At 70.1% G+C, this 15,733-nt stretch carries 8 protein-coding genes; 4 read left to right on the forward strand and 4 right to left on the reverse strand.

Annotated features, from left to right (window positions below; genetic code table 11):
- Position 1 precedes the first annotated feature (1 nt).
- From WME73_RS33450 to WME73_RS33465, 4 genes are all read right to left on the reverse strand, one after another.
- Complete coding sequence (locus tag WME73_RS33450) at positions 2-1,441, reverse strand: IS481 family transposase (RefSeq protein ID WP_437912148.1); 1,440 nt, start codon at positions 1,439-1,441, stop codon at positions 2-4.
- Positions 1,442-1,614: 173 nt separating this feature from the next.
- Positions 1,615-2,196: a hypothetical protein gene (locus tag WME73_RS33455; protein ID WP_437743788.1), complete on the reverse strand. Its 582-nt coding sequence runs from the start codon at positions 2,194-2,196 to the stop codon at positions 1,615-1,617.
- A 396-nt stretch (positions 2,197-2,592) separates the two neighbouring features.
- Positions 2,593-3,579: a right-handed parallel beta-helix repeat-containing protein gene (locus WME73_RS33460; RefSeq protein ID WP_437740403.1), complete on the reverse strand. Its 987-nt coding sequence runs from the start codon at positions 3,577-3,579 to the stop codon at positions 2,593-2,595.
- A 127-nt stretch (positions 3,580-3,706) separates the two neighbouring features.
- Positions 3,707-9,082 carry a protein kinase domain-containing protein gene (locus tag WME73_RS33465; protein WP_437912149.1) on the reverse strand — a complete coding sequence of 1,792 codons (5,376 nt, stop codon included), beginning with the start codon at positions 9,080-9,082 and terminating at the stop codon, positions 3,707-3,709.
- A 66-nt stretch (positions 9,083-9,148) separates the two neighbouring features.
- Between WME73_RS33465 and WME73_RS33470 the strand changes: the two genes are divergently transcribed.
- The 4 genes from WME73_RS33470 to WME73_RS33485 are packed head-to-tail and all read left to right on the forward strand — an operon-like array spanning position 9,149 to position 15,649.
- Complete coding sequence (locus WME73_RS33470) at positions 9,149-11,212, forward strand: hydantoinase/oxoprolinase family protein (RefSeq protein WP_437912150.1); 2,064 nt, start codon at positions 9,149-9,151, stop codon at positions 11,210-11,212.
- 35 nt (positions 11,213-11,247) lie between these two features.
- A complete protein-coding gene (locus tag WME73_RS33475; protein WP_437912151.1) occupies positions 11,248-12,969 on the forward strand; it encodes a hydantoinase B/oxoprolinase family protein in 1,722 nt (573 codons plus the stop codon).
- A gap of 30 nt (positions 12,970-12,999) precedes the next feature.
- A complete protein-coding gene (locus tag WME73_RS33480; RefSeq protein WP_437912152.1) occupies positions 13,000-14,541 on the forward strand; it encodes a hydantoinase/oxoprolinase N-terminal domain-containing protein in 1,542 nt (513 codons plus the stop codon).
- 10 nt (positions 14,542-14,551) lie between these two features.
- On the forward strand, positions 14,552-15,649 hold the full coding sequence (locus WME73_RS33485) for a DUF917 domain-containing protein (RefSeq protein ID WP_437912153.1): 1,098 nt from the start codon (positions 14,552-14,554) through the stop codon (positions 15,647-15,649).
- Positions 15,650-15,733 lie beyond the last annotated feature (84 nt).

Here is a 15,733-nt window from a genome sequence, read left to right on the forward strand (position 1 = left end):
GTCAATCCTCCTCCGTGTTCTTGGGCAGGTAGGCGGGCGGCAGGCCCGTGGCCGCGTACTCGGCCATCAGCTGGCGCAGGAGCGGCGCGATACCGGGGGGCTTCCTCGACGGAGCCAGCGGCGCGGTGATCTCGGTGAGCGCGCGACGCGCGCGGTCCGCGTTCCTCTCCTTGTCGAGCGGAAAGAGCGTGGCGAGGTGCGCGCCCGAGCGCGGGTCGACGAGCTCTGCGCTGGAGAGATCCCAGCGCGCGACACGAATCCGTGGACGTTCGAGCACTCGGTAGGCCGAGGGAACCTCGAAGCGCACGCCCTCGATCGTGACCGTCCCGTCGCTCCGGCGCTGGTGGCGCGAGATCTCCATGCGGAAGGCCCGGCGCAGCGCCTCGGAGTCGGGGCTCGGGCGGCTCACGTCTGGGCCTTCGAGGTAGCGCTCGAGCGGAGTCTTTTTGAGCTCGCTGTGGACGGTGCGGTGATATTCCTGCTCGACCCACGCCTGGGTCGCGGTGTTGAGCAAGTCGAGCGTGAGGTTCGGTTCGCCCTCGAGCATCGGCATGAGCCGCCCTTCGACGAGCGTCCAGAAGTGCTCTTGCTTGCCGTTCTGATGAGGGCTGTTCGGCAGCGTGAGATATTGCGCGATGCCGAGCCGCTCGAGCCCCTCTCGCATCTCGGCGGCCTTCATGGCACCTCCACGATCGCTGTAGGCGCCGCGCGGCAGCCCCCGCTTCTGGATCCCCTGGCTGAAGCCGTGCACGAGGTTCTCGGTGTTCTCGCAGTCGAGGTACCACTGCGCGTGGCAGCACACCCGCGAGCAGTCGTCGAGCAGGCCGAAGAGATAGGGTGTCTTCAGCTCCCCGCTGGCCGTGATGACCTTTCGCTTGCCCTCGTGGAAGTCGTAGTGCCAGAGCGCGTTGACATAGGCCAGCTCGTACGAGCGCGTCTCGCGCGGCACGATCTCCGATTGGACCGCCCTGCCTTGGCGCCTCCTCTGGATGCGATACATGCCGTGGGCCTTCATGAAACGGCGCACTGTGGTGTAGCTGGGCACCGGGTCGAGCGCGGGGGTTGTCTTTGCGAGCGCGACGAGGTTGTCGTGGTGGAGCTGCCAGGTCCAGCGCGGGTGATCGCGATACTGACTCTCGATCGCGGACGCGACCGCTGTCGTGATTCTCGGCTGCGAGCCGGCGTGCTTCGGGACCTTGCGCGCGAGCACGCTGATCGGGTCATCCGCGCTGCGCGCCGCGTAGTACATGCGCTCGATGGTCTTGGGCGAGAGCCGGATCACCGAGCCCTTGGTCGGGTGTCGCCAGGACTTCGCGGCGAGCTCGGCGATCCGACTCGCGAGCTCGCCGGGCTCCGGCGGAGAGGCGAGCAGGTGGCTGATGATGGAGAAGCGCATCCGCGCCCAGCGCAGGCGCATGGGCGCCTGGTCGTCGTGGCTCATCGATTCCTCCTCCGGATCGAAAGGCGCAGACGGGCCCTTGGCGGGCGCGCGCGCGTCCGGTGCTCGTGGCTCATGAGGTCTCCTGCGCGGTCGGCGAACGGACCTACCGGGCGGGGAAACCCTATCTCACCGCGGAATCCACGCCGAATGACATCTTCTGCGTGGCGCCGTGGTCATGCGATGTCCCTCAAAAAACGTGATCCATCGAGGACCGAGCCCGTCGTGAGCGGCGCGAGCAGGTGGAGCATCGTGCCCATCTGCTCGTCGGCCGTGCCGGGAAGCCGTTCGATGATCGACCTTGGAATCCCGCCGATATCGACGCCGACGAGCCGGGTGCGGATCGCGAGCAGGACCTCCTTCGCGAGGAAGGGGCCGCGCCACCAGGCGAGCCATCGGCGCGTCGTCCTCCGCGGAACGCCGGTCGGCTGCGCGCCGGCGGTGCCGAGCGCCTGCGCGGCGAGGCTCGCCACGATCACGACGACGCCGAGGTACACGCGTGGGCCGAGGAATCGAAGCGACGGGGGCGTCGCGCGCCGCCGGCACCCCTCGCGGCCGCAGCAGAAGCTGAAGCGGACGACGAACGCTTCGCCCTCCGGCGCGATGAGCGCGCCCCGCGGCTTGCGGGTGTAGTTGCCCGCGTGCAGCGGCCCCCCGCACGCCGGGCACCGGCTCGCCGCAACCCGCCGCGCGATCGCCCGGTCCAGGGCCTCCAACGTCGCGAAGAACTCGCCCTTGAGCGTGAATTGATCGAACATGGGCTCCTCCGTTTCTGGCAACTCGGAGGCGAGCCCCCTCGGAGGACTTCGACAAGTTTTCTGAGGGGGCTTCGTTTGTCGCCCCTCAAAGAACGCGCTCAGGAGGACGCCCGGGGGCCCCCATCTTCTTGGCGCTGCTCACCTCCTGCCCTCGCTGCGCAGCGAAATGCCTCATGAAATTGGAGGACCGGCGGCGCCCCCCGGCACCGCGCAGCACGAAAGCGGCGGCGCCGAGAGGCGTGCGCGCCCGCGCGGCGGGCGGCAAAGATCCTGCGGGAGAGCCGGCGAGAACGGTACGCCGGCGGGGGTGGTGGGGAGATCATGGACTGCGCTGGCGATCAGTTGCCGCCGCCCTGTGGGCGCCCCGCTGCTTCCGCCCGCGAGGTCCAGCTGCGCTCATTGCCCGGGCAGAGGCTCGCCGGTCTCATGGTACACGTTGCCGTGCACCTCGGCCTCGTCCTCGCAGTCGGTCCAGGGCCCATAGGCGCCGATGGTGGGGTAGAACAACGCGCTGAAGCGGTTGTCGACAACTCGGTAGTTGGTGCCCTGCCCGTCCTGCTGGCAGTAAAGGGTGTAGGCCCCACCGGCCATCAGGTTCTTTTCGATGAGGACGTTCGAGAGAACGCCCGCCGAGACGTCTGGACTGATGATCGCCGAGGTGCCGTCGTTCGCATAGATCGTGTTGTGCCGCAGCGTCACGTCGTGCCCGACATGCGTGATTTGCGCGCCGTCGGTGTGGGCCTCGGCGCTTTGGTAGAGGTCGTGGACGTAGCTGTCTTCGATCAACACGTCCCCGTCGAGATCGAACCCGTTCTCGCAGCCGTGAATGTCGACCCGGCGAACCGTGAAATTCGTATCCCCTACGGCCGTGCCGCTGGTGCCCTGACAGTCGATCTCGGAATCCTCGATCAAGAGCCCCGTCCCCGTGAACGCGCCGCCGAAGCTGCTGACGACGATGGAGCTCGGGCAGCTCACCCTCGAATTCCGAATGACGACGCCCGGGGCATTGACGCTGACGCAACCACGAATGTCTTTGCCGTCGATCACGGTGTATGCATCCGTGATGTTCAAGTCCCCCTCCATGACGGTCAGCAAGGTGCCAGCGGGGACGCCAGTGCAGTCCGCGTCGGGATAGGCGGGGAGCGGACAGGCGGTGTGTCCGCCGCCTCCGCCTGCCGCACCGCCTCCCGAGTCGCCGCCCCCCGCTGCCCCCACGGCGCCCGTGCCGGACTCGCCGGCGCCTGAACCGCTGCCAGCCTCGGTCCCGGCGTCGCTCGTGCCGGAACCGCCCAGTCCGGCGCCGCCGGTAGCGCCCTCGGCTTGCGAGGAACACCCGGCCGCCAAGACAACCACGAGGGCTGCTTGCAGGATTTGATAGCGCATGAAAGCTCGTTTAGCTTGGATCCATCTTCGACGGCCAGCGAATCCTCGGACGTCGGGCGAGCAGACCTGCCGCCACGAAGCCGTGGGCTCCGGCTGCCTCGTGCTGCACGCGGACGTGTGAGTGATCTCAGCGCGCGGGCCGGAGCCCCTCGCCCCTCCTTGGAATCGCCGACCCCGAAAGTGCGCGCGCGATACCCGCCCGAAGCGTCGACAGCGTCGTCATCGCTTGGAGATCCACGCCGAGCTCCACCATCGTCCGCGCCACCTCGGGTCGTATGCCGGTGAACAGCGGCTCGGTGCCGAGCAGACGCAGCGCGTTCGCCACCGACACGAGCGCGGCCACGACGTTCGTGTCCACATACCGCATCCCGGTGATGTCCAGGATCAGCGCGCGCGCGCCGGTCTGCTGCGCTCCCGTGAGCGCCACCTCCATGATCTGCGCCGCCCGCTCCGCCTCCACCGTGCCGATGATCGGCATCACCAGCACGTCCTCGCTGATCGGCATCAGCGGCGCCATGAGCTCCGAGAGTCGGGCCTTCTGCGCCTCCACCACCTGCTCCCGGAGCGCGGCGCGCTCCGCCTCGGCGCGCGTCCGGTCTTCGAGCTCGCGCGCGAGCTCGGCATTCGAGCGCGCGAGCTCGCGTGTCCGCTGCTCGACTTCCCGCTCGAGCCGGGCGTTCGCGAGGTGGGCTTCCTCGTTCGCCTCCTGGATTCGTTCGAGGAGCAGCGCGTTCTCGATGGTGATCGATGCCTGCGACGAGAGGAGCCCGAGGAGCTCCACCCGCACCGCAGTGAACACCCCCGCGGTCGCGTTGTTCTCGAGATACAGCATCCCCGCCGTGCGCCCCTGGCTGCTCACCGGCATGCAGAGGATCGAGCGCGTCCTCCGCTCCGCGAGGTACGGGTCCGACGCGAAGCGCGGGTCGCCCGGCGCGTCGTCGAGCACCAGCGCCTCGCGCGTGCGCCACGCGTAGAGCACCGCCTGCTGCGCGAGCTCCGGCTCGTCCTCGAGCAACCGCCTCTGCCCCACCTCGATCGACTCGGGCGAGGCCCGGAACGCCGCTTCGACGAAGAGCCGGTCGTCGCGCGAGAGGAGCAGGATGCCCCGCTCCGCCCCCGAGTTCTCGAGCACGATCTGCATGAGGCGGCACACCACCTGGGAGAGCACGACCTCGCTCGCGATCATCTGCACCGCGCGCAGCACGAGCGCGGCGTCGCGCAGGCTCCCCATCGTGGCCCGACCGAGGAGCGTCGTCTGGGACGTCGCCGACTCCGACGTGCTGCTCTGCGAGCTGGCGTCGCGCTTGCTGATACGCGCGGCGAGGCTGGGGAACTCGAAGAGCAGCGTCTCGGCCTTGGCCGTCGCGCCCCAGTGCAGGTAACCACGGAAGGCGTCGGCCAGGTACCCCTGGGCGGCCCGTTCGCGGCCGAGCGAGAGCAGGAACCGGCCGCACCGCTCGTTCGCGATCGCCTCGTCCTGCGCATACTCATTCTCGCGCGCCAGCTCGATGGCATGGTCGTACTGCTCGATCGCCTCCCAACGCTCGCCCCGCAGCGCGCAGAGCTCCGCGTCGAGGAGCGCGACCTTGTGCTGGAAGTTGCTCGGACAGCTCCGGGCGAGCGCCTCGAGCTGGGCCTTCAGCGGCGTGATGGCGGCCTCATGCTCCTTCCGCGCCTCGAGATCCGCGGCCTCGCGCGCGAGCCCGGCCCGCGTCAAGGCGTCGAGGAAGGCCGCGTTCACCGTCCAGTACAGGCCGGTCACCTCCCCGACGAGCCGCCCCGCATCCGCGGCCGCCGCGAGCGCGGCTTCGTGCTCGCCGTAGAGCACGTGCAGGAAGAGGCGGTAGGCGTGCTCGTAATAGAACGCGATCGGGTGCTCCTTCTCGTTCAGCTTGGCGAACTCCTCGCTGAGCACCACGCCGTCACTGGTGAGGCTCGTCCGGCCCCGGGTCTGTCCGGTCAGGCAGGCGACAAGCTGCCGCGACGCGGTGACGGTCGCGATCGCGACCGGATCCTTCGTTCGCCGCGCCAGGACGGAGCACCGGTCGATCTCCGCCTTGACCTCCTCGAGCGGAACGCCCGCGCCGATGAGCCACTGCGGCAGGGAGTAGGCCACGGCGATGGCGAGGTAGACGTTGTCCCCGGCCTCCAGCGCGGCGTCCCGCGCCTGGCTCGCATGATCGATCCCGTTGCGGAGCGGCTCGCGCACGTAGCTCGTGCTGGCGAACGTCATGTGCACGCGCGCGGCGAGGGCCGGGCTCTTCCATCGCTCGCACAGCGAGACCGCGAGCCGGCCGAACGCGTGCCCCTCGGCGTGCCGCCCCATCATCAGGCCCAGGATGAAGCTGTAGCTCACGTACGGGAGCGCGCTGGTCTCGGACTGGCCACGCGCGAGCGAGCGGCGCACTTGCTCGACGATCAGCAGCCCGAACAGCGCCTTGCTCACGAAGTACACGGGCAGCAAGAGCTCCGCCATCAGCGTGAAGATCTGCCGATCCTCCGGATCCTCGGTCACCGGAGCGTCGACGAGCGCCTCAATGGAGCGGCCCGCGAGCAAGCGATCCACGTCCTCCACGCCCACCATGACGGCCGCCTGCTGCGCGGCCGGATCCTCGGGCACCGTCACGCCGAGCTCCGCGAGCCCTGAGAGCCCCGCGCGCACCGCGTCGGCATAAAGGCCACGCGTGGACAGGGCCCGGACGCGAAGGCTGTGCACGCTCGCGCGCTCGGTCGCGCTCTCCGCCCGCGCGAGCGCGGTGGCCGTGAGCGCCTCCTCCTCCTCGAACGCGCCGATGAGGTATGCGGCCTCGGCCCCCTCGAGCCAGAGCCCGAAGCACGCCTCGCGATCGCGCGAGAACCCCGCCTCCGAGGCGAGCGCCCGGCCCGCCGCGAAGAGGCTCGCCGCCGCCTCGTAGGCCGTGGCGGCCATGGCCCGCCTGCCGGCGCGCAGATCGAGCCGCGCGATGTCCATGCGCTCGGTCTCGTCCGTGATCGCCTGCGCGCCCAGGTTGAGGTGGCGCACGACCTCGAGCAGGTCCCCGTCCGGCACCTCGCCGCCGCCGCGCGCCGCGAGCAGCCGGCCGATGGCGAGGTGCACCGCCGGCCGCTCCCCATCGGGCACGAGCGCGTAGCAGGCCTCCTTCACCCGGTCGTGCAGGAAGCGGTACGGGACCGCGACGTCGATCGGATCGAGCGCGTCCCCGACCTCTTCGAGGAGCCGGTAGTTGCCGCCGATCGGCTGGACCAGCCCCTCGCGCAGCGCCTCCCACAGATCCGCGGCGACGGCCGCGGGCGATCTCTCGACGATCGTCGCGAGCATGCGGAGATCGAACGACGGGCCGATGCACGACGCGTACATCAGCGCGCGGCGCGTCGCGGGCGCGAGCCGCTCGATCTTGCGCGCCATCAGCGCGAGCACGTTGTCGGTGACCAGCGCGCCCTTCACGCGCGCGAGGTCCCAGACGAACCCGCGCGCCTCGGGGTCGAAGCGGAGCAGCCCGTCGCCCTCGAGCGTACGCAGGAACTGGCCGATGAAGAGTGGGTTCGCGTGCGTCTTCTCCCCGATCATGGCCGCGAGCGGCTCGGCTCGCGCGAGGTCCGTATGCAGCGCCTCGGCCACGATCTCCGTCACTGCCGCGGGCGGCAGCGGCCCCAGCGTGAGCTTGAATGGCTCGATCCCCGCCTCGCGCAGCATGCCTATCGTCGCGGTGAGCGGGTGCGCGGCGTCCACCTCCTCGTCGCGGTAGGCGCCGACCGCGCACAGGTGGCGCGTATCCGGATCCGTGAGCAGGCGCTGGAGCAGGTCGAGCGACGCCGGGTCGGCCCACTGCAGGTCGTCGAGGAACACGACGAGCGGGGCGCCTTCGCCCGTGAAGACGGCAAAGAGGCGCCGGATCAAGAGAGCCAGGCGATGCTTCGCCTCGCTCGCGCCGGCCGCCGGCGGCTCCGGCTGCGGCCCGATCACGAGCTCGAGATCCGGGCAGAGATCGGTCATGACCCGCCCGTACTGGCCGAGCGCGGCCTCGATGGCGTGCTTCTTCGCCAGGAGGCTGTCGGGCGGCTCGGCCAGCGCTTGCCGCACGAGCGCGCGGATCACCTGCGAGAAGGCCGAGAGCGGCATGCTCCTCGCCATCGCGTCGAACTTGCCGGGCGCGAAGTACGCTTCGCGCGCCTGGGTCGCGCAGAGCTCGCGCACGAGCGCCGACTTGCCGATGCCGGGCGGGCCCACCACGAGCGAAAGGGTGGCCGCGCCGGATCGCGCCTGGTCGAGCGCGGCCTTGAGCGCGCCGAGCTCGGCCTCGCGACCCACGAGCCGATCGGGCAACACGACGTCCTCCACCAGGTCGTCCCGACCCAGCGGGAACGGCGCCACGGTCCCGCTCGCCTCGAGCCGCCGCTGGCACTCTTCCAGATCCGAAAGGAGCCCCCTCGCGCTCTGGTAGCGATCTTCCGGGGCCTTCGCCAGGAGTCTCATCACGACGTCGGACAGGCCGCGCGGCACGTCCTTGACGACCGCGTGCGGCGGCGCGGGCACCCGCGTCAGGTGCGCGTGAATCGCCTCCGTCGCGTCGGCGGCCTGGAACGGCGTGGCTCCGGTCAGCATGTGGTAGAGCGTCACGCCGAGCGCATACAGATCCGAGCGCCGGTCGACAGGTCGATTCATCCGGCCCGTCTGCTCCGGCGCGATGTACGCAGGCGTCCCCTCCAGCCCCTCCATCGCCGAAGCCTCCTGCGTCTCCTGGGCCAGGCGGGCGGCGATGCCGAAATCGATCAGGCGCGGCGAGAGCGTCGCCTCGTCGATCATCACGTTGCGCGGCTTGATGTCCTTGTGGATGACATGCCGCCGGTGGAGCGCGTCGAGCGTGCGTACGAGCGGCGCCACGATGCGCAGCGTCGTCTTCGCCTCGAGCCGCCCGCGCCTCGCGATCAAATCGGCGAGGCTTGTCGGGCCGAGGTCCTCGAGCACGAGCGCGAGACCGCGGCCATGCGGGAGGAGGTCGAGCGCCCGCGGCACGCCCGGCATGGAGAGATCGCGCAAGATCGCGTGTTCTCGCCGGAGCCGGGCGAGCTGGCGGAAGGTCGGGTAATCGCTTTGTGTGACCTTGACGGCGACGGGCGCGCCGTCTCCTCGACGACGACCTCGATACAGAGCCGTTTCGATCCCTTGATGGACGAGCACATGCAGCGTAATCCCTGAAACCTCGATGGATTCTCCACTCCTTGAGAGCATGTCGAGGTCGTATCCGGGATTCGGGAGAAACGCCACGGCTCTGTTGGTGGACCATCCCACAGAACAACGACTCTCAGGAATGGGGATTGCAACCCATCTGCCGAGCAGGCGAGCAGCGCAGCGGGCTGAGGCGATGAATGCCCGAGCCTCCACCGGCCGCGCCTGGCGGGCCTGCACGAGCACCACCGTTGACAGGGGCGCGCCAGGAGCACAGGGATCCATCCGAGCCGGAACGGCTGCGGCGCCCCGGCGCCCCGGACCAGGCGATCTCATGAGATCGCGCTGCCTCTGGCTGTCCGGCCCTGCCTTGGCCGTCCGGCCGGCCAGGAAGGCGTGTTCATGCGTGTTGCCAGCGACATCGGCGGAACCTTCACCGACCTCGTAGCCTTCGATGAGGACACAGGAGAGCTCTCGCTGGCCAAGGTCCCCACCACACCGGACGATCTCACGCGCGGTGTTCTGGAGACCCTCGATCCAGCACGGATCGAGGCCGCCCGGATAGGGGCTTTCATCCACGGCACCACCCTGATCATCAACGCCCTCACCGAGCGCAAAGGTGCGCGCACCGGGCTGCTCACGACGCGGGGCTTTCGCGACGTGCTGGAGATCGGCCGGGCCAACCGGCCGGACATCTACAACTTCTCCTTCCGCAAGCCCGAGCCCTTCGTCCCCCGAGATCTCCGCCTCGAGGTCACGGAGCGGATGGGCCACAAGGGCGAGGTGCTCACGCCACTCGACGAGGACAGCATCCGGCGCGGCGTCCGCGCGCTTCTCGACCGGGGCGCCCGCGCAATCGCCATCTGCTTCTTGCACGCCTATCGGAATCCGGCCCACGAGCGCCGCGCCGCCGAGATCGCACGGGCGGAGGCCCCCGCCACACCGGTGAGCGCGTCATCCGAGATCACGCGGGAGTGGCGCGAGTACGAGCGCACGAGCACAGCAGTGCTGAACGCCTATGTCCAGCCGCTCGCCGCCGCCTACCTGAGCAGCTTGGAGAGCAGCCTGACTGGGCTCGGCGCGGCGGGCACATCGCTCCATGTCATGCAGTCGAGCGGCGGCATCACCACGTTTCCCGAGGCGCGCGCCGCGCCCATCCGCCTCGTCGAGTCCGGGCCTGCGGGCAGCGTCCTCGGCGCCATCGCCCTCGGGCAGCTCCTCGGGGAGCGCGACATCATCTCCCTCGACATCGGGGGCACGACCGCCAAGTGCGCTGTCCTCCAGGACGGAGAGGCGCGCGTCACCACCGAGTACAAGGTGGAGTGGACCCCGACGTCCCCCGGATACCCCCTCATGATCCCGGTGGTCGATATCGCGGAGATCGGCGCTGGCGGCGGCTCCATCGCCCGCATCGACGCCGCCGGACGGCTGGAGGTCGGCCCGCGGTCCGCAGGCGCCATGCCGGGGCCGGCCTGCTACGGTCGAGGAGGAGAGGAGCCGACCACCACCGACGCGAACCTCCTTTGCGGCCGCATCAACCCCGCGTACTTCCTCGGCGGTCGCATCCCGCTCGACGTGCAGGCCGCCCGCCGGGCGATCCGCCGCATCGCCGCGCCCTGCGGCGTCACTGAGCCCGAGGCCGCCCGCGGGATCCTCCGCCTCGCGAACGCGATCACGGAGAGCTTGCTCAGGCGCGTGACCCTCCGCCGTGGGCACGATCCGCGGGAGTTTGCGCTTGTCGCCTTCGGAGGCGGCGGATCCATGCACGCCTCGGCCCTGGCGCGCAGCCTCCGGATCCGGAGGGTCGTCATCCCTGTCGCGCCGGCGCATTTCTCGGCTTGGGGCATGCTCATGGCCGATGTGCGGGCCGACATCGTCCGCACCGCGATGGTGCGCGCCGAGCCGTCGCAGGCGACCACGCTTGACGCGCTCCTCCGAGAGATCGAGCACGAGAGCAGCGCCCGCGTCTGCCGAGGAGGGCTCGACCCGGCCCGCGTCTCCACGCGCCGCTTCGCCGAGCTGCGTTATGCAGGCCAGGAGCATACGGTCAAGGTCCCCCTCCCCGCCGGCGCGCTGGACAGCACCGCCCTCGAAGAAACCCTCGAGCGCTTCCACGCGCTCCACGAGCAGCACTACACGTTCCGCCTGAACGCGGCCGTGGAGATCGTGAGCCTCCACGTCGCAGCCCTCGGCGCCGTGGACAGGCCGCGCCCGGCGCGGCTCGATCGCTCGCCGCCGGATCCCGCGCCCGCGCGCAAAGGCGCTCGCGCCGTCGACTTCGACGAGCTCGGCACCCTGCAGAGCCCTCTTTACGAGCGCGCTCGCCTGAGGCCCGGCATGCGCGTCGATGGACCGGCCGTCGTCGAGGAGCCGGCCGCGTCGACGATCCTGTTTCCAGGAGATCGCCTCACCGTGCACGAGCAGGGCAGCCTCCTCATCGACATCGACGCCCCCGCCGCCGGGTAAGGCGCGCCCCGAACCCATGAGGCGACGGAGCGGTCATGAGCACGACAACGAAGATCGATCCCTTCACGCTCGAGATCATCAAGAACGAGCTCATCGCTGCAGGCGACGAGATGTTCCACGCGCTGCAGCGGGCCGCCATGAGCCCCATCATCTACGAGGTCCTCGACTACGCCGCCGGGCTGACCGACGCGCGCGGAGACCTCCTCACCCAGGGCAACGGGGTCGCCGACTTCATCGGCGCGCTGAGCTTCGCCGTGGGCCACGTCCTCGACAAGCTCGGCAGAGGGCGCCTGGCGAGCGGCGATATCATCATCCTGAACGATCCCTACGCGGGCGGCGGCACGCACCTCTCCGATGTCGCGCTGATCATGCCGATCTTCCACGAGGGAGAGCTCGTCGCGTTCGCCGTGGACAAGGCGCACTGGACCGAGGTGGGCGGCAAGGACCCGGGCTCATGGACCACGGACGCGACCGACGTGTTCCAGGAAGGGCTCCAGTTCCCGGGCATCAAGCTCTTCGAGGCTGGCAAGCCCGACGAGGGGCTCCTCGAGCTCATCCGGGCCAACGTGCGCACGCCCGACGCGACGCTCGGCGACCTATACGCCTGCGTGGGCGCGCTGCGCGTGGGCGAGCGCGCGCTGCACCGCATCCTCCGCAAGTTCGGCAAGGGCACCGTCCTCCGCGCCATGCAGGAGCTCCTCGGCGAGGGAGAGCGCAGGGCTCGCCTGGAGCTGGCGAGGCTCCCCCGCGGGACGTACGAGGCGACCGACTTCATCGACGACGACGGCATCGGGAACGGCCCGTTCGAGGTGCGGGTGAAGGTGACGATCGACGACAGCTTCCTCTGCGATTTCACAGGGACGAGCGCGCAGGTACCGGGGCCGATCAACTGCGGCCGCACCGGCCTGCATTCGGCAGTACGCCAGGCCTGGAAGGCGATCACCGATCCTCTGCTCCCGACCAATGAAGGCGTGTTCCGGCCGGTCCAGGTCGTGTGCCCTCCGGGGACGATCTTCACGGCGGAAAGGCCGGCCCCCGTCTCCACCTACTGGGAGACGATGCAGTACGCGACCGATCTCGTCTGGAAGGCCCTGGCGCACCTCGCCCCGCGTCGCCTGACCGCCGGGCATTTCCTCTCCGTCTGCGGCACGATCATCCATGGCATCCACCCCGACGATGGAACTCCCTATCTCCTCGTCGAGCCGCAGGCGGGCGGCTGGGGGGCGGGCGCGGACAAGGACGGCGAGAATGGCCTCGTCTGCGCCGGCGACGGCGAGACCTACATGATCCCCGTCGAGATCTGCGAGGCCCGCTATGGGCTCCGCGTCGAGCAGTACGCGCTGGACATCGTGGACGGCGGGGCGGGCGAGCGCCGCGGCGGGCGGGGCCTCGTGCGCGAGTACCGCATCACGTCGGCGTGGGCCACGGTGACCGCGACCTTCGGTCGGCATCGATTCCCGCCGTGGGGGCTGAACGGCGGCCACCAGGGCTCGCCCAACTACCTGGAGCTCGTGCACGAGGACGGCAGCCGGACATCGATGGGCAAGTGCGCCCGTCACCTCCTCAAGCGGGGTGAGCTCTGCCGACTCCACACGGGCACGGGCGGCGGGTACGGCGATCCCGCGCGGAGGCACCGCGCGCGCGTGCTCGACGATCTGCGCTGCGGCTACATCACCGAGGAGCAGGCCAGGCGCGATTACGGCCTGCGCGACGCGGAGGAGCCGGCGCCTTCGCCCCTCCGCTCCGACAAGGCATGAACCCGCGGCTTCAGGTGGAGGTGCTTGTTCATGCGCATGGGGATCGACGTGGGCGGGACCAACACCGACGCCGTCATGATGGACGGCGCGGAGGTCGTGGCAAAGTTCAAGGTGCCGACCACGGCCGACGTGAGCGGCGGTGTCCTCGAGGCCGTGGGCCGCCTCTTGGAACGAGCGCGGGTGCCGGTCGGCCAGATCCGCGGCGTCATGCTCGGCACCACCCATTTCACGAATGCGCTCGTGGAGCGCCGCCGGCTGCAGGAGGTCGCGGCGGTGCGGCTCGGGCTGCCGGCGACCGCGGCGCTGCCGCCGATGGTGGACTGGCCTTGCGATCTGCGCAGGGCGCTTGGCGACCACGTGTTTCTGGCCCATGGAGGTCACGAGTTCGATGGTCGCCAGCTGTCGCCCGTCGAGGCTGGCGAGCTGCGCCGCATCGCCCGGGAGATCGGCCGGAGAGGCCTCCGCTCCGTCGCGATCGCCAGCGTCTTTTCACCCGTCAACCCCGAGGCCGAGCTCGAGGCCGCGGCGATCCTGCGGGAGGTGCTGCCGGACGCGTCCCTCAGCCTGTCGCACGAGATTGGCCGGATGGGGCTCCTCGAGCGGGAGAACGCCGCCATTTTGAACGCCTGCCTCAAGGACGTTTCGACGACGACGATCCGAGCGTTCCACCTCGCCTTGGCGCAGGCCGGCGTCTTGGCGCCGCTCTATCTCACCCAGAACGACGGCACCCTGATGAGCTCCGACCGGGCGGAGCGCTATCCGGCCTTCACCTTGTGCTCGGGCCCCACGAACTCGATGCGCGGCGCCGCTTTCCTCACGGGCCTCACGGACGCGATGGTGGTCGATATCGGCGGCACCACGACCGACGTGGGCGCGCTGCGCCGCGGGCTGCCGCGCGAAGCGTCGATGACGCTGCGGGTGGCTGGCGTGCGCTGCAACTTCCGCATGCCCGACGTCCTGTCCATCGGGCTCGGCGGCGGGAGCCATGTGCTCGACGGACCTCTGCGGATCGGGCCGCGAAGCACCGGCCACGAGCTGACACAGCGAGCGCTGGTGTTCGGGGGCGACACGCTGACCGCCACGGACATCGCCGTGGCCGCAGGGTGCGCTGTCATTGGCGACCGCGCGAAAGTCGCGCACCTCCCAGACGAGCTCGTCGCACGCGCGGCGCTGCGGATCCACGAGATGATCGAGGCCGCCATCGATCGGGGCAAGCCCGCGGCGGCGGACATTCCGGTCGTCCTGGTGGGCGGGGGCTCCCTGCTGATTTGCAGGCCGCTCCAGGGGACCTCCGAGATCGTCAGGCCTCGGCACGCCGAGGTCGCCAACGCAGTCGGCGCCGCCATCGCGCACGTGTCCGGCGAGGTGGACCGGGTCGTCAACCTGGAGAGCCGATCCCGGGACGACGCGCTGGCAGAGGCGCAGGCGGAGGCGATCGCGAAGGCCTCGGCCGCAGGCGCTGACCCGGCCAGCATCCACCTCCTCGACATCGAGGAGGTGCCGCTCGCCTACCTGCCGTCCAACGCGACCCGGATCCGGGTCAAGGCGATCGGCGATCTACGGAACGGGTGAGGAGGCTGGGATGGGATTCGTGCTGGAGCGCAAGGACCTGCCCGACCTGTCCCTCGGCGCCGCCTTCCTCGGCACGGGCGGCGGCGGAGATACCTATATCGGCCGGCTGATGCTCGAGCGCGTGATGGAGGAAGGGCGCCGCGTGGAGATCGTCCACCTCGCGGAGGTGGGAGACGGAGATTACGTGATCCCTACGGGGATGATGGGCGCTCCGACCTGCCTCATCGAGAAGTTACCGCGCGGCGACGAGAACGCGCTCTCGCTGCGCCGGCTGGAGGCATTCCTCGGCGTCCGGGCGACATGCACCATGCCCGCCGAGGCGGGCGGGATGAACTCGACCGTGCCGCTCATCGTGGGAGCGCAGCTCGGGCTGCCGGTCGTGGACGCCGACGGAATGGGCCGCGCCTTTCCCAACATGTATCAGGTGACATTTCATGTCCACGGCGTCCCCGGAACGCCGATGGCCATCACGGACGAGCACGGCGACACGGTGATCCTCACGGCCTGCGACAACTTCAAGATGGAGTGGATCTCCCGCGGCATCACGATCCGCATGGGAGGCTGCGCGCACACCGCCGAGTACCCCATGGATGGGCCGACGGTGCGGCGAGCGGCGATCGGCGGCACCCTGGGCGTCTGCCTGGCGCTCGGGAAGGCGATCCGGGAGGCGAACGAGCAGCACAGAGATCCGTTCGATCGCCTCGTCGGTGCCCTCCGAGAGACGCCCTACCGTCACGGCCGCGTCCTCTGGACTGGCAAGGTGGTCGAGGTCTACCGCCGCACCACGGAGGGCTTCGCCAGGGGCTGGGTGCAACTCCGGGACACCGAGGGCTCCGGGGAGACGCTGGAGGTGCTGATCCAGAACGAGAATCTGGTCGCCCGCGTCGGGACGCGCGTCCTGTGCAGCGTGCCTGATCTCGTATGTATCCTGGATCGCGAGACCGCGGAGCCGATCACCACGGAGGCGCTGCGCTACGGGCAGCAGGTGAAGGTCATCGGCGTGGCGGCGCCGCCGCTCCTGCGCACACCCGAGGCGCTGGAGGTCTTCGGGCCCCGCGCCTTCGGCATCGATCTCGATTTCGTCCCCCTCGAGGAGAGCGAGCCGTGAGCGCGCGCGACGGACGCGAGACACGCGAGGCGCCGCGCGCGGGCCAGCACCACGGCCGCGGGACCACAGCGAAGGCGCGGCGCT

This window comes from Sorangium sp. So ce302 (assembly GCF_051530145.1).
GTDB classification, from domain to species: Bacteria; Myxococcota_A; Polyangia; order Polyangiales; family Polyangiaceae; genus Sorangium; species Sorangium cellulosum_B.

Bases quoted from the DNA above. Each gene is read 5' to 3' on its own strand.
- WME73_RS33450 (WP_437912148.1), bottom strand. From the start codon at position 1,441: ATGAGCCACGACGACCAGGCGCCCATGCGCCTGCGCTGGGCGCGGATG.
- WME73_RS33455 (WP_437743788.1), bottom strand. From the start codon at position 2,196: ATGTTCGATCAATTCACGCTCAAGGGCGAGTTCTTCGCGACGTTGGAG.
- WME73_RS33460 (WP_437740403.1), bottom strand. From the start codon at position 3,579: ATGCGCTATCAAATCCTGCAAGCAGCCCTCGTGGTTGTCTTGGCGGCC.
- WME73_RS33465 (WP_437912149.1), bottom strand. From the start codon at position 9,082: ATGAGATCGCCTGGTCCGGGGCGCCGGGGCGCCGCAGCCGTTCCGGCT.
- WME73_RS33470 (WP_437912150.1), top strand. From the start codon at position 9,149: ATGCGTGTTGCCAGCGACATCGGCGGAACCTTCACCGACCTCGTAGCC.
- WME73_RS33475 (WP_437912151.1), top strand. From the start codon at position 11,248: ATGAGCACGACAACGAAGATCGATCCCTTCACGCTCGAGATCATCAAG.
- WME73_RS33480 (WP_437912152.1), top strand. From the start codon at position 13,000: ATGCGCATGGGGATCGACGTGGGCGGGACCAACACCGACGCCGTCATG.
- WME73_RS33485 (WP_437912153.1), top strand. From the start codon at position 14,552: ATGGGATTCGTGCTGGAGCGCAAGGACCTGCCCGACCTGTCCCTCGGC.